General features: G+C 52.6%; 24 protein-coding genes. 8 read left to right on the forward strand and 16 right to left on the reverse strand.

The window, feature by feature from the left end:
- The first annotated feature begins 105 nt into the window (after positions 1–105).
- The gene (locus ACHZB8_RS03120) at positions 106–1,182 is read left to right on the forward strand and encodes a mannonate dehydratase (RefSeq protein ID WP_316858628.1); all 1,077 of its coding nucleotides are present in this window, start codon (positions 106–108) and stop codon (positions 1,180–1,182) included.
- Positions 1,183–1,262: 80 nt separating this feature from the next.
- Here ACHZB8_RS03120 and ACHZB8_RS03125 read toward each other — a convergent pair whose 3' ends face one another.
- The 3 genes from ACHZB8_RS03125 to dcuC all read right to left on the reverse strand — a co-directional run bounded on the left by ACHZB8_RS03125 (position 1,263) and on the right by dcuC (position 4,411).
- Positions 1,263–1,550: a hypothetical protein gene (locus ACHZB8_RS03125; RefSeq protein ID WP_316858629.1), complete on the reverse strand. Its 288-nt coding sequence runs from the start codon at positions 1,548–1,550 to the stop codon at positions 1,263–1,265.
- Between the two features lie 183 nt (positions 1,551–1,733).
- On the reverse strand, positions 1,734–3,083 hold the full coding sequence (locus tag ACHZB8_RS03130) for a lyase family protein (protein WP_316858631.1): 1,350 nt from the start codon (positions 3,081–3,083) through the stop codon (positions 1,734–1,736).
- 47 nt (positions 3,084–3,130) lie between these two features.
- Entirely contained in the window at positions 3,131–4,411 is a 1,281-nt protein-coding gene (gene dcuC, locus ACHZB8_RS03135; RefSeq protein ID WP_316858633.1) for a C4-dicarboxylate transporter DcuC, read from the reverse strand.
- 268 nt (positions 4,412–4,679) lie between these two features.
- On the opposite strand from dcuC, the gene ACHZB8_RS03140 reads away from it, so the two are divergent.
- A complete protein-coding gene (locus ACHZB8_RS03140; protein WP_316858634.1) occupies positions 4,680–5,366 on the forward strand; it encodes a Crp/Fnr family transcriptional regulator in 687 nt (228 codons plus the stop codon).
- A gap of 191 nt (positions 5,367–5,557) precedes the next feature.
- Here the strand turns inward: ACHZB8_RS03140 and dgoD are convergent, their stop codons facing one another.
- The 8 genes from dgoD to ACHZB8_RS03180 are packed head-to-tail and all read right to left on the reverse strand — an operon-like array spanning position 5,558 to position 13,179.
- A complete protein-coding gene (dgoD, locus tag ACHZB8_RS03145) occupies positions 5,558–6,706 on the reverse strand; it encodes a galactonate dehydratase (RefSeq protein WP_316858636.1) in 1,149 nt (382 codons plus the stop codon).
- 58 nt (positions 6,707–6,764) lie between these two features.
- Complete coding sequence (locus ACHZB8_RS03150) at positions 6,765–7,391, reverse strand: 2-dehydro-3-deoxy-6-phosphogalactonate aldolase (RefSeq protein ID WP_316858638.1); 627 nt, start codon at positions 7,389–7,391, stop codon at positions 6,765–6,767.
- On the reverse strand, positions 7,369–8,319 hold the full coding sequence (locus tag ACHZB8_RS03155; RefSeq protein WP_316858640.1) for a 2-dehydro-3-deoxygalactonokinase: 951 nt from the start codon (positions 8,317–8,319) through the stop codon (positions 7,369–7,371). Before ACHZB8_RS03155 ends, ACHZB8_RS03150 begins: the two co-directional genes overlap by 23 nt.
- Positions 8,320–8,365: 46 nt before the next feature.
- The gene (locus tag ACHZB8_RS03160; RefSeq protein ID WP_316858642.1) at positions 8,366–9,649 is read right to left on the reverse strand and encodes a TRAP transporter large permease; all 1,284 of its coding nucleotides are present in this window, start codon (positions 9,647–9,649) and stop codon (positions 8,366–8,368) included.
- A complete protein-coding gene (locus ACHZB8_RS03165; protein WP_316858644.1) occupies positions 9,649–10,260 on the reverse strand; it encodes a TRAP transporter small permease in 612 nt (203 codons plus the stop codon). Before ACHZB8_RS03165 ends, ACHZB8_RS03160 begins: the two co-directional genes overlap by 1 nt.
- A 46-nt stretch (positions 10,261–10,306) precedes the next feature.
- On the reverse strand, positions 10,307–11,302 hold the full coding sequence (locus ACHZB8_RS03170) for a DctP family TRAP transporter solute-binding subunit (RefSeq protein ID WP_316858646.1): 996 nt from the start codon (positions 11,300–11,302) through the stop codon (positions 10,307–10,309).
- A gap of 41 nt (positions 11,303–11,343) precedes the next feature.
- Positions 11,344–12,378 carry an L-idonate 5-dehydrogenase gene (locus tag ACHZB8_RS03175; protein WP_316858648.1) on the reverse strand — a complete coding sequence of 345 codons (1,035 nt, stop codon included), beginning with the start codon at positions 12,376–12,378 and terminating at the stop codon, positions 11,344–11,346.
- 30 nt (positions 12,379–12,408) lie between these two features.
- A complete protein-coding gene (locus ACHZB8_RS03180) occupies positions 12,409–13,179 on the reverse strand; it encodes an SDR family oxidoreductase (RefSeq protein ID WP_316858650.1) in 771 nt (256 codons plus the stop codon).
- Positions 13,180–13,423: 244 nt separating this feature from the next.
- Here ACHZB8_RS03180 and ACHZB8_RS03185 point away from each other — a divergent pair, with 244 nt between their 5' ends.
- Positions 13,424–14,149, forward strand: a complete 726-nt coding sequence (locus ACHZB8_RS03185) for a FadR/GntR family transcriptional regulator (RefSeq protein ID WP_316858652.1) — start codon at positions 13,424–13,426, stop codon at positions 14,147–14,149.
- 327 nt (positions 14,150–14,476) lie between these two features.
- On the opposite strand, the gene bla is transcribed toward ACHZB8_RS03185, so the two are convergent.
- A complete protein-coding gene (bla, locus tag ACHZB8_RS03190; protein WP_316858653.1) occupies positions 14,477–15,544 on the reverse strand; it encodes a subclass B1 metallo-beta-lactamase, long type in 1,068 nt (355 codons plus the stop codon).
- A 611-nt stretch (positions 15,545–16,155) separates the two neighbouring features.
- Here bla and tsaA point away from each other — a divergent pair.
- The 5 genes from tsaA to ACHZB8_RS03215 all read left to right on the forward strand — a co-directional run bounded on the left by tsaA (position 16,156) and on the right by ACHZB8_RS03215 (position 21,786).
- Positions 16,156–16,626 carry a tRNA (N6-threonylcarbamoyladenosine(37)-N6)-methyltransferase TrmO gene (tsaA, locus tag ACHZB8_RS03195; protein WP_316858655.1) on the forward strand — a complete coding sequence of 157 codons (471 nt, stop codon included), beginning with the start codon at positions 16,156–16,158 and terminating at the stop codon, positions 16,624–16,626.
- 34 nt (positions 16,627–16,660) lie between these two features.
- Positions 16,661–18,220, forward strand: coding sequence for an ABC transporter substrate-binding protein (locus ACHZB8_RS03200; protein WP_316858657.1), 1,560 nt, complete (start codon positions 16,661–16,663; stop codon positions 18,218–18,220).
- 65 nt (positions 18,221–18,285) lie between these two features.
- Complete coding sequence (locus tag ACHZB8_RS03205; protein ID WP_316858658.1) at positions 18,286–19,392, forward strand: ABC transporter permease; 1,107 nt, start codon at positions 18,286–18,288, stop codon at positions 19,390–19,392.
- Between the two features lie 4 nt (positions 19,393–19,396).
- Positions 19,397–20,227, forward strand: coding sequence for an ABC transporter permease (locus tag ACHZB8_RS03210; RefSeq protein WP_316858659.1), 831 nt, complete (start codon positions 19,397–19,399; stop codon positions 20,225–20,227).
- Positions 20,227–21,786, forward strand: coding sequence for an ATP-binding cassette domain-containing protein (locus ACHZB8_RS03215; protein WP_316858660.1), 1,560 nt, complete (start codon positions 20,227–20,229; stop codon positions 21,784–21,786). Before ACHZB8_RS03210 ends, ACHZB8_RS03215 begins: the two co-directional genes overlap by 1 nt.
- A gap of 265 nt (positions 21,787–22,051) precedes the next feature.
- Here ACHZB8_RS03215 and ACHZB8_RS03220 read toward each other — a convergent pair whose 3' ends face one another.
- The 4 genes from ACHZB8_RS03220 to ACHZB8_RS03235 form a co-directional block, all read right to left on the reverse strand.
- Positions 22,052–22,876 (reverse strand): carbohydrate ABC transporter permease, encoded by an 825-nt coding sequence (locus ACHZB8_RS03220; protein ID WP_316858661.1) that lies wholly within the window; start codon positions 22,874–22,876, stop codon positions 22,052–22,054.
- Positions 22,873–23,778, reverse strand: a complete 906-nt coding sequence (locus ACHZB8_RS03225) for a sugar ABC transporter permease (protein WP_316858663.1) — start codon at positions 23,776–23,778, stop codon at positions 22,873–22,875. Before ACHZB8_RS03225 ends, ACHZB8_RS03220 begins: the two co-directional genes overlap by 4 nt.
- A gap of 68 nt (positions 23,779–23,846) precedes the next feature.
- Complete coding sequence (locus ACHZB8_RS03230) at positions 23,847–25,139, reverse strand: extracellular solute-binding protein (RefSeq protein WP_316858665.1); 1,293 nt, start codon at positions 25,137–25,139, stop codon at positions 23,847–23,849.
- A 95-nt stretch (positions 25,140–25,234) separates the two neighbouring features.
- Positions 25,235–25,447 carry a hypothetical protein gene (locus ACHZB8_RS03235; RefSeq protein WP_316858666.1) on the reverse strand — a complete coding sequence of 71 codons (213 nt, stop codon included), beginning with the start codon at positions 25,445–25,447 and terminating at the stop codon, positions 25,235–25,237.
- Positions 25,448–25,453: the final 6 nt, after the last annotated feature.

A 25,453-nucleotide genomic window follows, 5' to 3' on the forward strand; every position in this document is an offset into this window, starting at 1 on the left:
TCCATCGAGGCGTCTGACGCAAGGCCGGTGGAAGGGAAGGCCGGGCCCGTTGCTTCAGTCACTTATGGTCTTGATCAGACCGCTCAGAAAATCAGAAGGAAAGCCATGTATATCGGCGAACAACTCATTAATCCAAGCGATGACCGCCTTCGTCTTTCAGCGCAGCTCGGCAGTGAGGCTGTCATCATAGACACAAGGCCCAACTATGCCGTGCTGGATGAGGCGGGGCTTTGGAGTGGTGCCAAGATCGCCCGTGAACGCAAGAGAATTGAGAATTATGGCATGAAGCTGGACGGGATGGCGCTTGATCTTGGGTCTCTGCTTCTGGACAGCTTGCGTGCCCCTGAAAAGGCAAAGGCCCGGGCCGCCCAATTGCGCCAGCACATCAAGGCCGCGGCCGAAGGCGGCTGTGATCTGGTCAAATTCACCGTGGCCATGGTGGGGATCACCCGCACCGGTGTCGTTGAGGGGCGCGGCGGCATGCAATGTTCCACCTTCAGGGCCAGTGACTATCATCCCGAGACGGACGCCCGCTTTTCCTATTGGGGCACGGTCTTGCCAGAAGATGGCAAAACCAAACCGAGCGAAGCGGTCTATGATCCGAAAAAGCAAGAGACAGGCGGTCAGCGTCTGGCCGGCGAGGTTGGAGGCATCAGTGCGCAAGAGGGTTGGAAAGCGATACAGTTCCTTGTCGAGCAACTTCTGCCAACGGCTGAGAAAGAAGGCGTTCGCCTCGCCTGCCATCCCCATGATCCTGCCTATCCTGCCGAGGGGCTGAACGGGGTGCATCATGTGCTTGGCTCAATCGAGGGGATGAAGCAGTTCCTTTCGCTTGCGCCGGGAAGCCCATATCTGGGCTTCAATTTCTGTCAGGGGACGATTGCGGAAATGTCCAGCGATCCCAACGCAGCGGTTCTGGAGGCCATTCGCACTTTTGGGCCGATGGGCAAGATATTCATGGTGCATTTCCGCAATATCAAGGGCGGGTTTCTGGATTTCCGGGAAGCCATGCCCGACGAGGGCAGTGTGGACATGGCGCAGGCAATCCGGGCCTATCGTGAGGTTGGTTATGAAGGCGTTCTCTGCCCTGACCATGTTCCGCTCTCGGAGCAGGATCCCGAACGCGAGCGCTTCTTTGCCTATTGTCTGGGCTACACCAAGGCGCTTTTGCAGACGGCTTGACCGGGGCAGGGCGTCTGATGACACGCATGTGAAGCCTCAACAACCAGATTACCGACTTTCCGGCCAAGTCTCCCGGCAAGTCAAATCGGGTCATAAATAGAACGCAGGTGAAACCCTGCCACGATACAAGAACGGTGGTGTGCATCCTTGAAACTCTGGATCGTTTCGATCCAGAGTTTTCTTTTTATCGTCTCGTTTGGAGAAAAGGCCGGGGGATGAAACCATGGAGTATCTGCAAACAGACAATGCACCTGTCCGGATGCATCCTCACCGAATGGAGAGGATGCAGTCGATGCCTTGGACTGGAGGATGCGGTTTGTAATTGATGTTGCCTGCGGCGTCGCTGGATTGCCGCCGGTTTGATCCACATCCTTTTCAGGAAATGCCTGTTCTTTTCCGAACTGGACATCTGATGGCGCGAGATCCCGGACGCCGCTGGCAAAAAAGCGGACATTCCGGGACCCTCAAGGCGCCTTATGGCCATTCTGCCCGCAGGGCGGAATAGCATTGCATCTGGATGACTATGGTCATTCCAGATGCATGGTGGTGGTTCAGGTCTCTCGCTCTTTGAGAAACGGGTCAACGACGGTGTCGAGAAATACCTGAACTTGCCTCGAAGCCATACCAGTGAACTTTTCTGGCTTTACAATTTCATCGATCTCTTGTTTTGACAAAGGAATGTCCGGACAAGCTGCAATCCGTTCAAGGATATTGTTGTCCAACCCTTCTGCCCGCACTCTGTGAACGGTTTCCATGCTCATTTCCTTGAGGACATGATGCACCAGCTGCCTGTCAGCGCCCTTCTTTGCGGCTTCCATGATGATATTCTCGGTCGCCATGAAGGGAAGTTCCTGTTCGAGATTGCGCTTGATCATCTTGTCGTAGACCATGATGCCAGACGTCATCTTCAGCATTTTCTCGCACAATGTATCGGCAGCCATGAAGATATTCTCCATTCCCACCATACGGACGGGAATGTTGTCGCAGGTTTGCTCCAGCATCTCCTGCCCGGTTGATTGGAACATGCCCGGAAGGATGGTAATGAGATATTTGGCATAGCCGACCAGATCTTCAGCGATCCATGGATTGCGCTTGTAGGCCATCGTGCTTGAACCGACCTGATCCTTGGGAACCGGCTCCTCCAGCTCCTTCAACATCGCAAGGATGCGAATGTCGTTGCCCATCTTCTGTGCCGTCTCCGCTATTCCGGCAACTGCGGCCAGCAATTGGGTTTCCACCTTGCGCGTGTAGATTTGCGAGGTGATCGGCATCAATTTGGTGAAGCCCAGTTTTTCAGAAAAGCGCTTGTCCAGTTGCTCGACCTTGTCCGGGTCTTCATCCAGGAGAGAGTAGAACGAAGCCTGTGTACCCGTTGCGCCCTTGAGCCCGCGGAAATACATGGTATCGATCTTCTCCTGCATCGCAATGACATCAAAGATTGCGTCCTGAAGCCAGACTGCGGCACGCTTGCCAACGGTGACCGGCTGGGCCGCTTGCAGCCTTGTATAGCCAAGGATCGGCATGTCCTTGTATTTGTCGACAAAGTCGCGCAGATTGGCGATGACCTTCATCATCTTGCCGATAAGGAGCAGGGTTGCTTCCCGTTGCATGATCAGCGTCGTATTATCGATCAGGTCGCTGGTCGTTGCCCCCAGATGGATGATCGGCTCCGCCAGGGGCGCTGTCCTGCCGAACTCCTCGATGGCTGCAATGGTGACATTGCCGTATTTCAGGCGCAGCTCTTCGATCAGATCGTGATCAATGACCTCAAGATTGTCTCGCATCAGAGCCAACTGCTCATTGGAGATGTCGAGCCCGACTTCTTGTTCGGCCTCAGCCAGCGCCAGCCAAATGCGTCTGAAGATCTTGATTTTGAACTTGTCAGTAAGAAGATATTTCATCTCCTCACTCGTCGTGTTTCTAAGATACATGTAATCCATTGAATGACCTATGCGAAGGCAACCAGAAGAGCGACAATCGCACCAAGGATCATCGGCAGGGCGGTTCTTTTGGCAATGTCGACCGGACTGACGGCGGCATAGCCTGCGCAAATGATTGTAGCACCGGCAATCGGTGACATTGCGCGACCCAACGCACCACCAAGAGGGGCCATGGTGCCCATTGTGGAAATCAGCAATCCCATGTCGGGAGCATGAGGCGTGACCGCTTCGTTGAATGCCATTGCAGCCGCTTCGCCGCTTCCCGTGACCACTGCCATCAGGAACGGTCCGAAGGAAATTGCGACTTTCGCCAGACCATCAACGCTCATGAGCAAGGTGTTGAAGGCATCGACAAGCCCGATCATTTTCATGCCAGCTACAAATACACCAGCACCGATGATGATGCCAAGGATGCTGCCATAGGCGCGCCCCATGCCATTGAAGAATTCTTCAGAAGCTTTTGCGGGGGAGACGCGGGCAACGATGAATGCAATCACCGACCCGATGAGCATCGCGTGGGAGATTCTGATATCGGCAATCCAGGGCACCGAAGCCTTGACGGCAGTGCTGGAGCCGATCAGCAGGATCGCTAGGGGAATGACAGGGACGACCACATGCAATGGCTTGATCCGGGCTTCATCCTGCCGGGACGCATCAACCGTCTCACCGTCAAAACAGTCTTTGTCTTCCTTGAGAAATTTGGCGACAAGCCACAAGGTTATGCAAACGGTTGCCAGGGCAGCAAAGGTATAGGGGGCGTGATGACGGACCAGATCCGCTGCCGTTGTACCGTCGTTCATGAGTTTTGAGACAAATGAAAAGTGATAATAGCTTGGATTGAGCAGACCACCGAAGGTCCCCGCGATCACGGCACTGGCTGCAACAGCCCTTGATACGCCCATTGAAATCAGCAACGGGATCAAGATGGCACCAACCGCAGCGGCAATGCCCGATGCGCTTTGCAGGGCGATTGCGATGAGAAAGACCACCACGGTCGTTGCCGGAATGATCACAGCACGCAGGGGCTTGAGACCCTTGATCAAGAAGTTGATCAACTGCTTGTCACATCCGGTTAGCTTGAGCACGCAGGCAAAGCCCATGGCAGAGCAAATCGGTTCGATCATGCGCCCCGAGCCCATCTTGTCCGTGAATGCTTGCAAACCCGTCAGGATGTTGCCGGACAAGAGGCACATTAACAATCCCGACGCAATAAGAACCAGTCGGGTTTCAATTTGTTTGATGAGTAATATGATCGTCGCGACAACGATCACAAGTCCTACATAGATCATTCTTTCCTCCACTCTTATGCGGTTTACGGAAATGTAGTGAAGGCAGGATCTCTTGGATGTGATGGCCATCACCAAATCAAAGATTTTGTAGATTTGGAAATCTGGAATTTTGGCAAACAATAAATTGGTGCCAGCCAAAGAAGCGTGTATCTTCAAGAGTTGGAAAACTCAATGTCTCTGGAGGAAATGCGCGTTTGTGTTTTTCCTTGCTAACGTTATTCTTCCAAACAATGAGGACGATTGCTCTGGATATGGGGATTCATGAGTTTTGACCAGCCTGTTGAACAAAAGCTTTGTAAACAAGCTTCCCTGGGTCGATGTTCCCGCGGATGGTCTGGAAGACCTGTTTGTTACAAAAGGTGTGCATCAGCACGTGGAAAAGAATGGTCTGGTCAAACAGGCTCAAGACGTAAATGAATATTTATACTATCTGAAAAGAGGCCTTTGCTACAATTACACGATCAATTCGGATGGTGCGAAAAACATCAACAGGCTCCTGACGCATGGAAGTATATTCGGAGAGGTCACATCTGTTGTTACTCCAAACGGCGCCTCGCTGACATACACGCAATCGGTGGTCGATAGCGACATCTATGTTCTTAAATATTCTGACTTCCTTGATGCAATTTACGGCAAAAAAGAACTCGTTCATTTTGCTTTGGAGTTCTATGCATGGCGTGTCGGGGCCTATAATCTTTCGATCTTTATCAGGAATACTTTTTCAATCGAGCAACGGATTGCGCACCTGCTCATATCCATCTGTGATGACACGGGTCAATCCGGTTGTCAGAAACTGTTGTTTGATCTGACGCACCAGCAGATTGCGGAGCTGATCGGCGTTTCAAGGGAAACCGTTACGCGCATCCTGTCAAAATGGAGAAAAATGAATCTCACTTCGGGCGAAGGAGAATTGCGGATCGATGCGCACAAATTGAAACAGATTCTTCAATCATGATGGCCATCGGTCCACTGGCACCATTGGCACTGTCAGGATGAACCTCGAGGCAGGAATGGCACAATCATCTTCGGATGATGTGTCGACGATCAGAGGTGATGACACCGCCCCCGCTCAGCCGAGCTGAAAGAGGGCGGCACAGTCCGTCATTCAAGCGACTGAAAGGCGCGCGGCTGACTGTTTGCTGCCTGCTACCACTCGGCAAAGGAGCCATCAGCGTGACGCCAAACAGGATTGCGCCAGCGATGTCCAATCCTTGATTGCTCCTCAAGATATTTCTCATTCACCTCAATTCCAAGCCCCGGCTCCTGAGGAATGGTGACATAGCCATCTTGATAGTCAAAAATGGACGTATTCATCACATAATCAAGAAGGTCGTTGCTTGTGTTGTAATGAATACCCAAGCTCTGCTCCTGAATGAAGGCGTTGTAACAAACAGCGTCCAGTTGCAGATTGGCAGCCAGGGCGATGGGCCCAAGAGGACAATGAAAAGCAACAGCCATGTCATAGGCTTCCGCCATGTTGGCGATTTTGCGTGCTTCGGTAATGCCGCCGGCATGTGATGGATCCGGCTGGATGATGTCCGCATATCCTTCGGCCAGAATTTGTTTGAAATCCCAACGCGAATACAGCCTCTCTCCCAATGCAATCGGCGTTGAGGTCAGTCGACGGATATCCCTGATCGCTTCCGCATTTTCGCTTAATACGGGCTCTTCGATAAACATCAAATTGTAAGGGTCTAATTCCTTTGCGAGAATTCTTGCCATCGGTCGATGGGCTCGTCCGTGAAAGTCGACAGCGATACCAAAGTCCGGTCCCAACGCGTCGCGCACGGCTTGAACGCGACCAAGAACTTCATCAACCTTGCTATGGGAATCGACAATCTGGCACTCCGCGGTCCCGTTCATCTTGATGGCCGTGAACCCTCTTTTTGCGACCGTCTTTGCCGCCTCGGCGACATCGTCAGGCCGGTCACCCCCCACCCAGGAATAAACTCTTATCTTGTCGCGCAGTTGCCCTCCCAGAAGTTGGGACACGGGCACGCCGAAGGCCTTTCCCTTGATATCCCAGAGCGCTTGATCCAAGCCGGCAAGGGCACTCATGTGAATTCCCCCACCGCGATAGAAGCCACCCCGATAGAGAACCGTCCAATGGTCTTCTATCAGGAAAGGATCCTTGCCAATCAGATAGTCGGAAAGCTCCTCAACTGCCTGCGCGACTGTGGCGGCTCTGCCCTCGAGGACAGGCTCACCCCAGCCGGCAAGCCCTTCATCGGTTGATATTTTCACAAAACACCAACGGGGAGGAACGATGAAGGTTTCAACTTGTGTGATTTTCATTCTTCAATTCTTTCAACGCTATCACGATCGTCAGAAAACCGGCTCTGTCGAGATACGATTATTTGATCGCAGCCATAAAGCGGTCGGCTTTTCGGGCAACGGTGGCCACGGTATCTCGGGCCTTGTACAGACCGGACCCTATTCCAAACCCGGAAATCGGCGTCCCTTTCCAGTCCCGGATATTGTCTGCATCCACTCCGCCGACCAATAGCAATCGTGTTCCTTTCGGCAAAACAGCGTTCAGGGCTTTGACTGTTTTCTGACTGGCCGCTTCACCGGGAAAAATCTTCAAACCATGCGCACCGGCATGAAGCGCGGCAAATGCTTCTGTTGGCGTAAAGCACCCGGGAAGGCTGACCAGTCCGGACGTCACGCTCGCCTTGATGACCTCGACATCCGTGTTGGGTGAAATGATCATCGTCCCGCCGGCCGTTCGAACCTTCTCCACATCCTCCGGCGAGAGAACGGTTCCGGCTCCAATGACGGCCTTCCCGGACAGGGAAGTGGCCAGGCGCGAAATGGAAACAAATGGGTCTGGTGAATTGAGCGGAACTTCGATGAGAGAAATTCCCGCATCGACAAGGGCTGTCCCAATTGCGACCGCTTCGTCAGGGGAAACACCGCGCAAAATTGCAATGATCGGCGTTCTGGTGAAGTGAGCTTCAAACTGTTCCAGATTTTTCATGTTCATGCCCCGGTTTGCGTTTGGCTTTGAATATCGTCAGCAGCCCCGTTACGAATGCGGTTTCTGGCGAGATGATTTCAGCAATGTAACCTTGATGCTTGAGGGCCAGCGCATAGCAATGAGCCAGGATGCCGTCTGCAATAACAAGGAGGTTCTGGTGACTGGTCATGAGAGGTCTGGCAGACAGGATTTCCGTGCCGACAAGAAGGCCTGACAGGAAAGGATCAACGTCCTCTCCATTCAGGGTTCCAGCCAGAACACCCGTCCTTGCCATGAAAGCGGCATTGAGCAGCCCCCCCGGAAGGTGAGCAGCATCAAGCCCTTTCACAAAGGCTGCATCTGTCTTTTGGGGGTCGACTTCGGTTGCGTCGGATTTCGCCAACAAACGCAAGATCGAGTGATTTTTGAAAAGTCCAAAGACTTCACCGGTCATAAAACTGGAAAATGACAGAATTTGACCATTCTCGACCTGTGCCCATTTCGAATGCGTACCGGGCAGGATGACCGTCCCATCGGTCATTCCAGAGCCGATGATCTGTGTTTCCTCACCGCGCATGACGTCCATATATTGGCCATCGTGCGTTTCGAGCCCCGGAACAATGAAAGTCTCGAAGTCTGCCGGAGTTTCAACTTTCTTCGTGCCGAGCGCCAATTCCTGAGACCCCGCCGGACACCGGGCATAGGGAACCTCGAGCCAGCCATTGCGGCTGCCCACCATGCCAGCCATCAGGACCGGAATATTGTCGTAAGCATCCAGCCAGGGCTTGCATTGTTGAAACAGTGTTTCGGCAAAAGCGCCAGCTTCAACACGCGCCATTCCATCATGCGACGAAACTTGTTCCAGGATATCACCGTCTTGGGAAACCAGATAGGCTCGAAATCGAGACGTTCCCCAGTCAACAGCGATACAGAAAGGCGTTTTGTTCATCGTTCATATCTTCCATCAAATATCTCGTTTCGGCTGAACATGGCCGCTAATTCGCAAAGAACTCGACGAGCGTCATCGGAATGGGCGTCACGTAGGTGATTGCCAGAAGGCATAGAACCATGACAGCTATGAAAGGCACAATTCCTCTTGAAACCGCCTCAAGAGAGGCTTGTCCGACACGGGCCGCGACAAACAGATTAAGACCAAGTGGCGGCGTAATGAAGCCAATTGCAAGGTTGACAACCATGATGATACCGAAATGGATCGGATCAACCCCGACAGAGGCTGCAACGGGATAGAGAATGGGAGCCAGAACCAGAATCGCGGGTGTGGTATCCATCACGCAGCCAACCAGAAGCAACAACACATTGATGATCAGCATGATCAGGATGCCATTACTCGTGATGTGAACGAGGAAGTCCGTGATCATCAGTGGAATCTGTTCAATTGTCAGAATTCTTGTGAAGGCAGACGCACATCCGAGAATAACCATGGTTGTTCCCGTGGTGTTGCATGCCCGATCAATGGGGTTGAGGACGTCTTTCCAGCTCAATTCGCGATGGATGAACACCCCACACACGAAGGCATAGACGCTGGCGATTGCAGCGGCTTCTGTTGGGGTGAAAATCCCGGCATAGATACCCCCCAGAATGATGAGAGGGTTGAGGAGAGCCCATTTCGCTTCCCAAATATGGCTCATGGCCAATTTGCAATCGAAATCCTCTTTGGTGCCGCCCCAACCTTTGCGTCGGCAATAGAAGTAACTCCAGGTGATCAGGGAGAGACCGATGAGCAAACCCGGACCAAACCCGGCGAGAAACAGATTGCTGATTGATGTCGAGGTCGTCACTCCATAGATCACCATGGGAATGCTGGGAGGAATGATGACGCCTATGCTTCCGGCTGCTGCAATCAGCGCCAATGAAAAGGACTTGCTGTATCCTTCACGCAGCATTGTAGGAACGACCATGCCGCCAACTGCGGCAACTGTGGCAGGACCGGAGCCGGAAACAGCTGCGAAAAACATGCAGACAACAATCGTGACGATTGCCAAGCCGCCGGTGATGCGGCCAAAGAACACATTTGCGGCATTCAGAATGCGGCGCGAAACGCCCCCTGCGGCCATCAGCTCTCCGGCAAGAATGAACAGGGGAATGGCCATGATCGGAAAAGAGTCGGTGCTTGAAACGAGTGTTTGAGCCAGGTACCCGTGAGAAAGGGTGCTGCCTGTGGCAATGGCCGTTGCCGAGGCAAGACCAATGGCGATTCCAACCGGGACATTGAGAAAAATGAAAATTGCTAAGCTGCCAAAAAGCACTGCGGAAACCATCAGATTTCTCCCTCGGATAGCATTCGGATTCTGTAGATGATGACTTGACACTGACGGAATGACGTCATGGCAAACCCGACGGCGGGCGCCGAATAGATCATCCACATCGGCATATGCACTGCGGGCGAGAGCTGACCAAGCATCAGCTGCTTCTCAACGATCTTCGTCGAATAGAAAATCACGTAGAGAGAGAAGAACAGGAACAGGATGTCGGAGAGGATAACGATATAGGGCTTGATTGGACCGGGGAAGACGCCCAGAGCCGCTTCAATCTTGATATGGGCCATCATTTTGGCACCATAGCTAATCCCAATATAAATCAGCCAGATAAACATGTATCTGGCAACTTCTTCGGACCAGGATAGGGAGTCACCAACCACATATCTCATAAATACCTGTATAGCTAATATAATTGTCATTCCAGACATCAGGAATATACAAATAATTCTTTCGATATGTTCATTTATGAGCGAAATAAACTTCATATCTCCTCCTTTGAACCAAGGTTCTTCCCATATTGAGCAAGCTACAGGAATGCGCACAGGTCTTTCTGTATTCAGTTCATTTTCAGTGGCACCCATTTGGGTGCCACTGAGACGCGATGCGTGCATTCTTCAAAACTTGCTGATAGAGATGGACGGGTCTGAAATAATCAGATCAGTTCGCATTCAGAAGCTGGTCAAAATATTCAGGATGCTGCATTTTTGACTTGACCATCTCGGAAATCTTGGCGTCAACGATCTTTTTCTGCCAAAGTTTTTTGTCTTCAGGAGACAAGAGAGTAACCGTCATGCTCTTCTGGAATTTCTCAAGAATGGCTTGTTCCAGTTCGCCGGAACGTTTGCGCTGGAAATCCGTGGACTGTTTCGCGGCTTTCTCGATGATTGCCTGCTGGTCTTCTGTCAGAGAGTTGAATTTGTCAAGATTCATGACAACGACGTAGGGCGTGTAAACATGCTGCGTCGTGGTCAGATAGTTCTGGACTTCGTTGAACTTCAATCCATCAATGACACCAAGGGAGTTTTCCTGAGCATCGACAGTGCCCTGCTGCAAGGCCGTGAAGAGTTCTGTCCCGGCCATGGGAGTAGGACTTGCTCCAAGCGCTTTCCATGCGGCCAGATGGACGTCATTTTCCATTGTGCGGACTTTCATGCCAACAAGATCGTCCGGAACCGAGACTTTTTTGTTTTTGCTCGTAAAGTTGCGGAAACCATTTTCCCAGAAGGCCAGTCCTTTGAGATCCTTGCCGGCCAGGCTTTCGAGAATTGCTTTCCCTGCTGGTCCGTCAAGCCCCGCATAGGCCTGTTCCGGGCTGAGAAAGATGTATGGCGTGTCGAACAGATAGAAGTCCGAGAAAATGGTAGCAAGTGGGCTGGTCGCACTCACTGCAATATCGATATCACCGAAAATGGTTGATTCCACAGCTACCCGGTCATCTCCGAGCTGGTTATCCGGGAACAGGTTGACTTTCACTGCTCCGTTTGTTTCTTCTTCAACGATTTTCTTGAATAGCTGTCCGGCTTCCTTGCCAGATACGGAAGCCACATTGGCAAACTTCAGGGTGACATCCTTTGCCAATGTCGGTGTTGCTGCAAGAGCGAGCAAAATGCTGGCTCCCATGATTGCAGGGACTAGTTTCTGACTGTTGAACATTCTGATTTCCTCCACGATTTGAAACGAAAGATTTCTCTTTATCAGCTCAGGTCGAGTTGAACTTTTACCGATTTCGACTTGTCCAGAGCCGTCTCGAACGCCAAGACGGCCTCTTGCATTTGAAAGACCCCTGTCAAGAGAGGGGAAAGATCAATAGCGCGCTTCTTGATAAGGGCCACAGCCGTTCCGAACTCCTTGTCAAAACGGAAACTGCCTCGGACCAGAAGCTCCTTGGTAACCGCACCACTGATCGGAAATTTGGCATCACCGCCCTGACCAATTTGGACCAATGTTCCTTTGGGTCGCACCACCGGAATAAGGCTCTCAAAACCTGCGGCTGAGCCGGAGCATTCGAAAGCGGTGTCGAAATATCCCTTGTTGTCTGTGAAAGCCTGAAATGCATCTGGCTCCTCGCGAATGTTGACAACGCGGTCTGCCCCGACTTTCTTCGCGACTTCAAGAGCATAGTCCGAGATGTCGGATGCCGTGATTTCGAGGGCACCAGCCCAGCGAGCGGCCAAAATGACAAGACATCCAATTGTGCCAGCTCCAACCACCATTACCCGTTTCCCCGCAAGGGATCCGGCCTCTGAAATGGCATGAAGGGCAACGGATAGAGGTTCGGCGAATGCTGCGTCGGCATAAGACGTGTCTTGACCACAGGGCACTGCTTGTTCGGCATCAATGATCAGCTCTTGGCGGAAAGCCCCTTGAGCGTGAGGGAAACGCATGGCACTTCCCATGAACTGCATATCCATGCAATTCTCGCGATGGCCTTCCTGACAATAAATGCATTTGCCACACGGCTTGCTCGGATTGACCGAAACACGATCGCCGACAGCAAGGTTTGTGACATCCTCTCCCAACTCGGTAATGATACCGGAGACTTCGTGTCCCAGGGTCATTGGCTCCTTGATGCGTATCGCTCCGAAACCGCCCTGCGTATAATAGTGCAGATCGGATCCACATATGCCGCCAGCACAAATCTTGACGCGGACTTGTCCCGCTTCCGGTTTCCCGGTCTGAATGTCTTCTACTCGAAGATCTTTTGGAGCATGTAAGAAAACTCCCTTCATCTTCTTTCTCCTTGTGATTTTCTTTTTTTGTCAGAGAACAGAAACGATGCCGCCGTCGACAAAGATCAGTTGGCCGTTGATGAAGTCCGATGCAGGGGATGCAAGAAAGACGACAGTTCCGGTGAGATCCTCTGGCATACCCCATCGCGCAGCAGGGGTGCGTTTGCGCACCCAGCCATCGAATTCGGGGTTTTCGACAAGGGCGGTGTTCAATTCCGTGACGATATATCCGGGGGCTACGGCATTCGCCGAGATGCCATGCTGGGCCCACTCAGCAGTCATTGAGCGCGTCAGCATCTTGATCGCGCCCTTGGTTGCCGTATAGGGCGCCACTGTAGCGCGGGCCATCTCACTGGTCAGAGAGCCGATATTGATGATCTTGCCCTTCTTGCCAGCTTTGATCATGCGCGCGGCGGCTGCCTTTGCGACCAGAAAGGCACCGGTGAGATTGATGTCGAGGACGCGCTGCCAATCCGACACATCAAGGTCAAGCATTGGCTTGCGAAATTGAATTCCCGCATTATTGACCAGAATATCGGCGACCAGACCCTTTTCATCAATGTCTGCAAATGCACTTTCAACGGCTTTGGCTGAACTGACATCAAATGCGGCTTCGTGAACCGTTATTCCCTTGGCGCGGAGCTTGTCCGCTGCCTCTTTAAGACGCTCCTTGTTGACGTCATTCATTATCAATTGGGCACCACACAAGCCCAGTCCTTCAGCATAGCCAAATCCGAGACCTGTCGCCGACCCGGTTACAAGAGCGCATCGCCCTGACAGGCTAAAAAGTTGTTTCAGCATTCCAGATGCTCCCAAAAATCAGAATTTAGGCATTGACTGCATCGGAGATTCGCGTGAGAGCTGCTTTGGATTTGCCTTCCAGCCAGAATGAACCCGCTAAAGTTGATCTGGTTTGAAAGGAATGAGACCCTCTAACTGCCAATCTTGTTGCGCCAACAACAAACCTATTATACGATTAATTCGAATTTGGCAAGAAATTTTATTTTTTGTATAATAGGTCAACTTCAGGATCCGGAGAAAAGTTGTGACAAAAGAAGAAAACACACCGTCAAAGCCACCTGCGGCAACTGGCCTTGTTCACAAAATAATGGCGGACGTTCGTGGCTATATTCACGAAAACAACCTGATGGAAGGCGACATGATTCCGAGTGAAACATCCTTTGCTGAAAAAGGGGGAGTTTCCCGGACAATAGCCCGTGAAGCATTTAGAGCCCTGGCCGCAATCGGGATTCTCGATATTGGCAATGGTCGCCGGGCACGCGTCGGCGTTCCCAATGAAGAAGTTCTCAGCATCATCATCGAGCACACCGTCTTTGTGCAGCAACTGACCCTCAAACAGATATTGGAAACGAGAAGAACTCTGGAGCTGAGAGGCGTGGAGTTGGCGGCACAGAACAGAACCGATGCCGAAGCACTGGAGTTGCTGTCCATTGCAGCATCAATGGAGAAGATGATCGATGATGATCAGGCTATCCTGGAATATGATATTCAATTCCACCAGCTGATCGCCTCCGCTTCACGCAACCCGTTATACTCGCTGCTGATCAACTCATTCCGAGATGCAATGCGCCAAACATGGCATATCGGCTGGTATAGTCGGCAGTCCCGAGAAAGCAAAAGCGAAAGCATTATGGATCACAAGAAGATAGCCGGAGCCATTGCATCGCAGGATTCAGGTGCTGCGGAAGCTGCAATGATGAAGCATTTCGATGAGGCAATTACCTTGTTGATACAATCTGAAACGCGTTAAGGACGCAATCGGCCAAGGTGAAGCCAGCATGCGCGCACCCCTTGGAGATATTGGCAAGGCCGATCCCTGCATGCGTCGTCATCTTTCTTGTTCGGTCTCAGCACCTGATCTGTTCTCAAGGTGCTGAGACCCAATGAGGTCCTCGATGGAGTTGACTGCTACGATGGTTGCGGTCGGGATATCATTTCGCCGAACTTGCAGGCGGCCGATAGCCAGACTTCAACGGCACGCTTCATCGATCTTGCTAGAAGCGGGGGGGCTTTCCGGCCTCGCTCTGAATGTCACCTGCCTTCGCAGCAGCAGGCGACTTCCCCGCCAGGCCGCCGATCAGTCCGGCGTCATTGACTTGATGATGACCGCCAGACCAACGGAATCATCGACCTTCGTAACGATCAGCTTCTTGTAGTGAACGGACGCTCGGTGCGCTGCCTTGCCGGAAATCTTGTCATATATCGCGAGATGACCTTCTGCGGTATCCATACGGTTCGACTTGATGTTCCATTTGATCGCAGGAGCCTCAATCCGCAAATACTTTGTCTTGTCCTGAACCAGAACGACTGCATCCTTGAGGAGCTGGCTGTCTCCGTCGAGTGTTTTCTGTGAAGCATCCACTATCGTGGCGGGCTCTCCACCCAATTGCGAGGGGAGGGCGGTAAGGGGGGCATCACTCCCGTTGGCCGAAAACGGTTCAAACAGATTGATGGTATAGTCGATCAGTTCGGGGCCGCCAAAGGATCCATGTCCGGGAATGACGATGCGGGCTGAGCCATAATTCTGCTTGACCCGTCGAGCGGTCGTGCTCCAGTCGCGAAGGCTGGCATCCCCGATATTGCCGACCCAGCCGTGGTTGTTTCTGATTTCATTGCCGCCGAACAAAACTTGCTCTTCGGGAACCCAGACGACAATTCCGTCTTCGGTGTGGGCCTTGCCCAGATAGTCAGCCAGGACAGATGAGCTGCCAACCTTGATTGCCAACCGGTTCTGGAATGTCTTCTGCGGAACGGGCAAGCCCTTTTCTTTCGCGATCTCTGCCGTCCGGGCATAGGCGTAGGACGTGATCCCGTTGGCATGCACCGCTGCCAATCCCCCCATGGCATCCGGATGCCAACGATCAACGACATAGCCGACGATTGTCTTGTGCCTGTCATTGGTGATCCAGTCGATCAGATCCTGAGTCTGACGATCTGTTGCCGGTGTTGAAACGACAAGAGCCTGATCCTCATTGAAATAGACAAGACCATTGTTGCCATCAGAGGTGTGAATGAAGGTGTTTTCGGTGAGTTGCGTGACCGATAAGCTGTCGGACAAGGCAATGGCGTCCGATGCCTTCACTTCGGGCGAAAACAGGTTGAACGACGTCAACATTATTGCAGCGGAAAGGATGAATGAGCGCATTCTTGTATATCTCAGTTGAAAAGCGAGAGGGGCGTCATGAAATGATGGGGCGGAAGGAATTGAACCGGTGAGATGATGCAAGTCTCGCTGGCGGTTTTGGCGCAATTGAGACCAATTGGGCACTGGGGATTAAAAATCCAATGCTGCAACTTTTCCAAACTGAACTGGATGAAGGCTGCCGGACTGTGTCACCATTCCAGCTTCATCGGTGATGTCATCCCGGCGGCCTGCTCAATTGGTCAAACGCAGGCTGGCGCTGTTGTCCGAGGATATTGGACGAGTGCGTTGAGGACCACGAAGTCGCCCCCATTTCGCATCTTGCCCTGGGTAAATCGGTCAGAGGCATTAGGTCGCACATGCAACTCATTGTCATTAGCAACTTATCCGACTAAGCTCCCCCGAGCATGGAATTTGGAAGCCCCTCAAGCCTTTACAGTTCCCGCAAGTGAAAGAATGCTGATTTGCCAGAAGCCGTTCAACGGCTGGCTTGCAGGCCGAATGACTATTTCTGAGTATTATATTCATATTTAGTTGATTTTTGCAAAAGTGGCAAATTATAATCTTGATATTTCCATCTGGCTGACTGCTGCTCGGCTCATAAGGATCTAGCCATGACTGTTGCATCTTCTCCATCATTCTCTCTTTATCCAATCGGTAAAATCTGGACAGGTTTCGAGTCACCGAAAGACTGTCCTCATAACAGCCGGTTCAACGAGAAAGAAAGCACGATTGAGCTTGATGACGCCTATGGTGACGCGCTTATGGGGCTCGCCGCAGCCAGTCATCTGATTGTTCTTTATTGGTTGGACCAGGCCAATAGATCCGTCATGCAGAGCCGACCACCTCATGCTGACAAAACCTACGGCGTCTTCGCCATTCGGTCTCCACATCGTCCCAACCCGATAGCGATAAGCGCGGTGAAAATTCTCGGGATAGATGCAAACCGGATCAGGGTCAGTGGCCTTGATTGCATTGATGGTACGCCGCTTCTTGATCTCAAGCCCTATGTGCCACGGATCGATTGCATCGAGGAGGCAAAACTCGATCTTGATTGGTCTGAAAAGCACATGACAGGGGCCTAACGGCATCCTCATGATGCCAGATAGAGGAATAGTGATGGTCCATTCATCCCGATTTTTAAAACATGCCGTCCTGATGGCGGGGCTCGGTCTGCTGTCTCTGGGCGTGGCAAGTCCGGTTCTTGCTTCAGACCGGCTGGTCATCGCCGAAGCCAAGGGCGACCGGGGCTTGCCGGCGCCCTATGCACATCAGAAGGCCGGTCCGGCTTACATCTATACGAGCTACATTTTCGACACCCTTTTGGGACAGGACAAGACAGGGGCTCCCGCTCCGGCACTGGCTTCGTCATGGACGGTTTCCGATGATGGTCTCAGCTATGACCTGATGCTCAACCCCAAGGCCCAATGGCATGATGGCAAACCGGTAACAGCTGAGGATGTCGCCTTTACCTTCTCCTACATGAAGGAGCATCCCTACAATTTCGTGTCAGTTGCCAATGTTGAGAAAATCGAGAGTCTCGCGGCGGATCATGTACGTCTCACCTTGAAGGAAAGGGATGCAGGCATGATCACCAGCAAGTTGATCTCCCTGCCGATCCTGCCAAGGCACATCTATGAAAAGGTTGCGATTCCAGAGCGTTTCACCGGCAAACAGGCCACAATTGGCAGTGGTCCCTACAAGCTCGTCAGCTATGACAAGGCTCAGGGACGATATCTCTATGAGCGCAATGAGACTTACTATCTCGGCCAGCCGAAATACAAGCAGCTTGCTGCCATTCGCATGACGCCGAGCACGGCGATCGAAGCCATCGCCAACGGGCAGGTCGATCTCTATAACAGCTTCCCCATGGAGCAGTTGGGCGCTGCCAGGAAGGCGGGTCTCTCGGTCATGACCTATTTGAGCAATCACCCGGTGAAATTGCTGTTCAACCATCAAGGAAAGTTCAAGCAGACGGAAATGCGCCAGGCGCTGGCCTATGCGATTGATCGTCAGAGGCTGGTTGATGTTGCCTATCCGGGGAAGGGCGAAGTGGCTGAAACCGGCTTCTTCCAAAGAGAATCCCCATGGCACAAGGATCAGGACGATCCCGATTACAAATATGACAAGGAAAAGGCCTCTCAGCTCTTCATGGAACAGGGATGGATATTTGATGACGGTGTCTGGAGCCAAAATGGTGACCCCGTGGTCCTCCAGCTTGTCACCAACAAGTCTTTCAAGAAGCTGGCCACCGTTCTTGCCGAACAACTCACGGATTTTGGCATCAAGACCGAAACCCGCGTCATGGAAGATGCCGCCATGCACGCCGCTTTCAGGGACGGCGCCTTTGATATCGCGTTGGAAACAGCCAGCACCATGGGCGATCCGGACAGTGTCATCTTCCGCATTTTCTCCAAATCGCCCAAGAGCGACAAATATTTCGTCAATGGCAGAATGAAAAAGCTGCTGATCGATCAGGCCGCTGCCAGTAGCGTTGGCGAGCGGGCCGCAATGATGCATGAATTTCAGGCGCTCTATGCCAGGGAATTGCCGGCTTACATGCTGGTCAATCCGCTCTGGGCCGTGGTGCACAGCGCCAATGTTGAGCCGCTTTACATGAAAACAGGCATTTCCTTCGGTATTCCGATGGCCATTCCGAAGCGGATCTTGATGCCGTGACAAAGGCGAAATGCTCCATGATGTAGGTCCCGATACATCGTGGACATCACAACGGGGGGCCTTTGTTGGCCCCTCGTCTTCTTGTTCTGAAGGATATGGCCCGTGTTATGGTTGATGTGATCCCTATTGAACCGAGCAAAAACGCTTCCGATCTGGTCCCGTGCGATTCCGCATCACAAGGCCGGGAGAAACGTCTGCCAAAGCACTTTCTGTCGGGCCTCTTGTCTGGGTTGGCCAATCGGTTTGTGGTTCTTGCCTTTCTCGTTGCCTTGACCTTCTTTCTGCCGCGCCTGATGCCCGGCGATCCTTTGGACATCCTGTTCCCCGGAGACTTGGCACGCGATCTTACACCGGCAGAAATCGCAAAACTGCGGCACCAGATGGGCCTTGACGGGACGCTATTGGCGCAATTTGCGGGCTATTGCAAAGCTCTGCTTCAAGGAGACCTTGGCTTTTCCTATATTCACGCCGCACCGGTGGCACAGTTGCTGGCCAGTTCCTTGCCCTGGACGGGGTTGCTCATGCTGCTCGCGACGCCGATTTTCCTTGTTCTGGGTATTGGCTGTGGCATCGAGGCAGGGCGTCAGCCGCATCAGCTGCTGGACCGGACGATGACGACCATCGTCACGATCATCGCCAGTCTGCCCCCCTTTGCGACAGCGGTTTTGCTGCTGGTCCTGTTCGGTTTTGGCCTCTCCCTCTTTCCCGTCTCCGGGGCAGAGCCGCTGTTTCCCTCGGATAGCGGGGCCAGGCGGCTGATCGACATCCTTCATCACGCATTCCTGCCCGCAACAGCTCTGGCAATGCATGAGGTGGTCCGTTTCTACTTTTTGAGCCGTGGCGAGGCAATCAAACTGTCGGTTCGCCCCTTCATTTCCAACGCGCGAGCACGTGGGGTCGGCGAAGGGCGCGAGTTCATTCACTATTTTGGCCGCAACCTCGTGCCGACCCTTTTGGCGCGCTTGAGCGACACGATTTCAGCAATGGTGACATCGGTTCTGTTTGTCGAGATCGTCTTTTCCTATCCGGGTATCGGGAATCTCATTTACAACGCGGTGCTTGACCGAGATTTCGCGCTGCTTCAGGGAGCCGTGTTGGGCCTTGCCACAGTGGTTCTGCTGGTCAACTGGCTACTGGACAGCGCGGTTGCCATGCTTGCGGAGCGGGGATGACGTCATGAACATTACCGGCTTTCCGCTTCCTCGGAATCTGACCCGCTGGCAAAAGCAGAGCCTTTTGTTTCTACTGGTCTTCGTCTTGATTTCGCTCGTCAGCATGGTCGTGCCGTCCTATGACACCGGACTGGACAGCCTCGAGCCGCCCAGCCTTGCCCATTGGCTGGGGACCAATGATATCGGACAGGATGTCCTGATCGGCACGTTGAAGGCGACGCCCAACACGGTTTCCATTGCGATTGCCACCTCTTTTCTGGCCATCGTTCTTTCCATCATGCTGGGAGCAACTGCGGCGATTGCAGGCGGGTTCGTCTCCAACGCCATTTTGCGACTGGTAGACATCATTCAGGTTATTCCATCCATTCTCATTCTGTTGTTCCTTGCAGCCCTGGTGCATCCCAGTTTCTGGGGTACGATCCTCTTGCTGGCGCTAACCACCTGGCACGATGAGGTCCGCGTCTTGCGAGCGCTTTTCCTGCGAGAGCTGACGAGAGAAAATGTGCTTTATGCCCGCCGAATGGGTGCGTCATGGTTCTATTGCGCCACGCGTCATATTCTGCCCGCGGTACTGCCCTCCGTTCTCGGGCTCTTTGTGCAGCAGATCCGTCAGGCTGCAATGAAGGTTGCCGGTCTCGGTTTTCTGGGCCTTACCGATCCGCAACTGGTCACATGGGGCAGTCTTATGCAGGATGCCCTTGATCATCTTCAAAGCCCGGCATGGATGTGGCTTCTGGTGCCTCCCGGCCTTTGCCTGTCGTTGTTCCTGCTTTCCGTTCTTTTCATTGGGCGTGGGCTGGAGGTCTATTCCATGGCCGACGGAAAGGAGCCTTGATGATTGAAGTCAGCAATCTTTGCCTTCACTTTTCCAACCAGCGTATCCTTCACAATATCTCTTTCTCCCTGAAGAAAGGCGAAACCCTCGCGATCATAGGTGAATCCGGCGGCGGAAAAACATCCCTTGCACGCCTGTTGCTGAGGCTGTTTGACGGGAAGCCGATTGGTGTAAAAGAGCAGGTTTTTTCCAATCGGCCAAAGGGATTTTACTGGTCAGGTTCAGCCCGCATTGACGGGCTCGACATACTACACGCAAAGCCAGGAGAAATACGGCAGATCCGGGGCCAGAAGGTGGGTCTGATTGCGCAGGCCCTTTCTGATGCGCTGAACCCCCATCTCACAATCGCCCAGCATATCGAAGAGATTTTGAACGACGGCAGCTTTGAGGATCAAACGGTAGAAGAGATCTTCTGTCGCTACAATATTCCCGCCCAGCTCCATGACCAATATCCATCACGCTTGAGTGGAGGAGAAATTCAAAGGGTCTTGTCAGCGCTGGCACTTGCGAAACAGCCAGACTATCTCATCCTTGATGAACCAACGGCTTCTCTGGATCCGGAAAACCGGGAAATCGCCATTCAAGGCTTTTCAAGCGGTTCTCGGCGGCGCGGACAAATCCTCATTACCCACGATCTGGCACTCGCCCAACGGTTGGCTGACAGGGTCGCTGTTTTGTATAAAGGCGAGGTGATTGAAGAAGGAGACACCGAAAAGATCTTTCAGTGCCCCAAAAAGACATATACCGGCTCGCTCATTCAGGTTTGCCATCAACATCCAAGATGCAAGGCCGATGAAAACGCGGCGAACGGAAGCACATGCCCCGTTTGCAAAAAGACAGCTCGCACCACCAGAAGCGAGCCTACTCGGCAAGGCCTGTTCATCTCTCATGTTTTCCATCGATATGGCAGTCATTTCGTTTTGAATGATGTGTCCACTTTGGTTCCCAAAGGGAGCTGCCTTGGCCTTGTAGGCCCGAGCGGTTGCGGCAAGTCGACCCTGGCGAGACTTCTGGTCGGACTCGAGCCTGTGCAGCAGGGAGCGATTTTCTGGGACGAAGGACGGGATGCGACCTCTCCTGCAAGAACGCGATCTGCTCTTGTGTCCCAACATCCTCATCGCGCGATGGCGCATCACTTCTCGGTCTCTGATGTTCTTCAAGAAGCCCTGAAGCTGGAAGGCAAAAGGAACAAGAAGGCCGACCGCACCGATCATCACTCGATTGCCAACCATGTTCGCAAGCTCCTGCAACAGGTTGGACTGCCGCAAGAGCCGGACTTTCTTTCACGAAAAACGGCCGCGCTCTCAGGCGGAGAAGCGCAACGTCTGGTTATTGCACGCGCTTTGGCGACAAGGCCCAGCTATCTCGTTCTTGATGAACCAACATCGGCTCTTGATATGTGTGCGCGGTCGCAGATCTTGTCTCTATTGGCAGATCTGATTTCAAGGCAGTCTCTTACCACTGTCATTTTCACACACGATCACGACGCCGCTCATTTTTTGGCGGATCAAATTCTCACGATTGTAAATGGACGTCCCGAAAGAGTGACGATGCGATAGCGCCTCTCGAGCTTTCATTCGCTCGCCGGCTATGTCAGAAGCGGGCTCGATACAAAGACCACAGGAAGGTGTCTCTTTGCTCTTCTTGGACGAAACGGATCAAGAAGACCCGTTGCATGCTGTTTTGCCAGGGCAGGATATGCGTCAGGAGTGAGGTGACAGACGAACGCTCCCTTTATCATGCGTCTCGGCTGGCGCTGGCCGGTTTGGCGGCACGGCGCTTGATCTCGTGACCATTGACCGATGCCGCCTGAACAGAGCCTTTTTATTTTGAACTTCCACCCAACAGGCCTCGAACGAAAGCCTTCTGGAACAGCAGGAAGACCAGAAGCATGGGGATCACAGAAATGATCGACGATGCCATCAGGGGGCCATACTGGACCTGGATCGCAGTAACAAACCCATTGAGTGCCGCAGTCACGGGCATCGTGTTGCCACTATTGGTCAAGGTCATGGCGAACAACAGGTCGTTCCAGACCGACCGGCTTTGCACAATGGAGAGGGCTGCTATTCCTGTCATCGAAGCAGGCAGCAAGATCTTGAAGAAATAGCCTGCCGGACCACACCCGTCGAGCTGGGCTGCTTCATACAGCGAACGGGGCACTGTGGCAAAGAAATTGCGCATGAAGAATGTGCAGATCGGAATGCCATAGGCTATATGCACCACCCACAATCCGGGAATGGTGTTGTAGAGCCCCACCGCACGCATGATGTAGAAGACCGGAATCTGGACAATCTGAAACGGTACGAACATACCGGACAGCAGAAAGAAATAGACGAACCGACTGCGAGCAGCATTCATCATCGACAAGGGATAGGCGGCAACCGATCCAATGAAAACCGACAGGATGACGGCCGGAACAGTGATCATCAGGCTATTGAGCACGCCCCGTCCAACCTGTTGCCAGCCGGTGGTGAAATTTTGCGTATCGAGATGGGCCGGCAGCGAAAGAACATCGGTCAGTTCGGCTGGTGTCTTGAACGCGCTGACGATGGCTACCAGCATCGGGACAAAGAAGATGAGGGAGATAAGGATTGCGGCGACATAGCGACAAGCACGCAATAAGGGAACGGATCTGTGCATGGTCATTCTCCGTGATCCTCGACACGCCGAGCAATGTACATGATGTAGGGCAGGATCAGCACCGCAGCCATGATCAACTGGCAAACGCCGATAGCGCTGGCCATGCCCATGCGAAAAGTGGAAAAACCGACGTCGTAGAGCTGGGTTGCCAGCACTTCGGAAGCGCGGGCCGGACCTCCGCCTGACATCGACCAGACAATGTCGAAAATGCGCATGGCATCAATTCCGAACAGCCCAACCACGAGAATGGTTGAGGGCCAGAGCTGAGGCAGAACGATATTCCAGAAAATCGAGACCGGAGACGCTCCGTCGATGCGGGCCGCCTCTATATATTCCTGCGGAATGCTCTTCAGGCCAGAATAGAAGACCAGAAAGGAGAAACCGGTGGCACACCAGAGCGCAGCAAGCATGACCGAGAAATTGACGACGCCACGGTCGCCAAGCCAGTTCTGGGTCAGATCTTCAAAGCCCACGAGCGTGATCAGAGTGTTGAATAGCCCTCCGTCGGGAACATAGAGCCAGCGCCAGACTGCCGAAACCGCGACAGGGGTAATGATATAGGGCAAGAATATGATCGTCTTGAAAATTCCCTCGCCCTTCAATTTGCCATCCAGCAAAAGGGCAATCGAGAGACCGAGGGTCGTCGGGACCAACAGATAGAAGACCAGCCACTTGAGATTGTTGATGACAGTATTTTCGAAGCGAGCAGACTTGAACAGGCTGATGTAATTGTCAAATCCGACAAATTTGCTGACAGGGGAGAGGCCATCCCAGCTGTGGAGTGACAGGTTGACTGTATAGCCTACCGAGTAGACATAGGCGATCAGAAACAGGACCACCGGTCCTGCCAGAAACAGGACATAGACCCTGTTCCGCTGCGCCTGCATGGATTGGTGCTTCGCTTTCATGTTTGCCATCGGGTTTGTTGTTTTCACAGAATGTATGGGGAGGCGACAAGGCCGCCTCCCCCGAGGGATCACCATTTCACGAAAGCGTTCTGGTCAATCATGTCCTTATGCATGTCCTCGAGCAGGTTCAGCATTTCGTCGAGCGCTTCCGGCGTTGGATTCTGCGAATAGGCGACGATCTGGTTGCCGAATTCGGCACCAAGCTGGACCGGCAACAGCTTCTTGAGGTTTGGAATGACCTCGTTGTCAGCTGTGGCTGTCTTGAGATTTTCGAAAGCCTGTTTTCCGTAGGCATCATACTTGTCGGCCGACGCGGTCTTGTTGGGAGCGATCGAGCCCTTTTTCAGGTTGAAGGCCAACTGTCCGTCCGGCGAACCGGAGACCTTGAGGAAGGCCTTGCCAGCCTTTTGAGCGGCGTCATCACCCGTGGACGTGAAGGCAAGAACGTCAAGCTGCACAACAACCTGGTTCTTTCCTGAAGGTGCCGGGAAAAAATCATAATCCTCGCCAGGCTTCATGCCCGCATCCTTGAGATAGGAGGAGAGCCAGTCACCCATCTGATACATTGCGACATTGCCCTTGACGAATTGGTCGGCAGCGGTCGACCAGGTATAACCACTCCAGTTTTTCATGTAGTTGGCCACATAGGTGTCGGTGAAGAGCTGCATGGCCTTGTGCATCTCCGGTCCATTGAAGGCCATGTCACCGGAGGCGAGCTTGTAGAAGCCTTCGTCCCCAAGCACAGAGAGAATGGCAGGGAAGGTGTTGTACAAGGTCCAGGCTGGACCGCTGGCATTCGCAAGCGGCTGGATACCATTGTCCTTGAGGGTCTTTGCTACGGCCTTGAATTCTTCCCATGTTTTCGGTGGCGTAAGTCCGAGCTTTGCAAAAATCTTCTTATTGTAGAAAACGTTATTGATAATATGCACATTGAGAGGAATGCCGTAGACCTTGCCGTCGACCATTACGGTCTTGGTTATGCCTGGCGCAAAATTCTCGGCCCCTTTGATCTCGGCCCAGACATCATCAATGGAGGCAAGACGCCCAGAGTCGACAAAGCTCTTGAGCTCCAGCGCCATGCCACTCTGAAAAACAGCGGGGGGATTGCCGCCCAGGAATGCGACCTGCAAGGCCTGTCGCATTTCAGCGGCACTGCCCGATATTGGTCGGTGGACAAGATCGGCTTCCTTGTTGTCTGCCTTTGCGGTGTTCATGAGGGCGGAAAGGGCATCAGCTTCTGCGCCGGATGTCCAGTAGCTCCAGATCTGGGGCTTTTCCTGAGCGATTACGGGGGGTGTCAGTGCGCCGACGGACAGTCCGAGGGCGACAAGAGACGATGCCAAAAATGTGCGTCTCAACATATTCCATACTCCAGGTGCGTTGGTTTTAGCGGTTTGCTAGTTATTCTTATTCACAAACTAAATCGTGACAGTTTTGGATTTCTTCGTCAACATCCTCAATGAAAAAATTCACCGATGAAATTAAATTTCTTTGAAATTGATAATATTGAAATAAAATCACGATAAAATCCGCAAATGACACCAGCTTGACGGAAAATCTTCTGGGGAAGGGGTGGTTGTGGTGTGTTGTGGCCAATATTTATTCCTATAATCAAATAAATTAGTTGACGTCTTTCGGGAATTTTGAAATCATTTTGTTTGTCACTCAAATTTAA

This window comes from uncultured Cohaesibacter sp. (genome assembly GCF_963556055.3).
Taxonomy (GTDB): Bacteria; Pseudomonadota; Alphaproteobacteria; order Rhizobiales; family Cohaesibacteraceae; genus Cohaesibacter.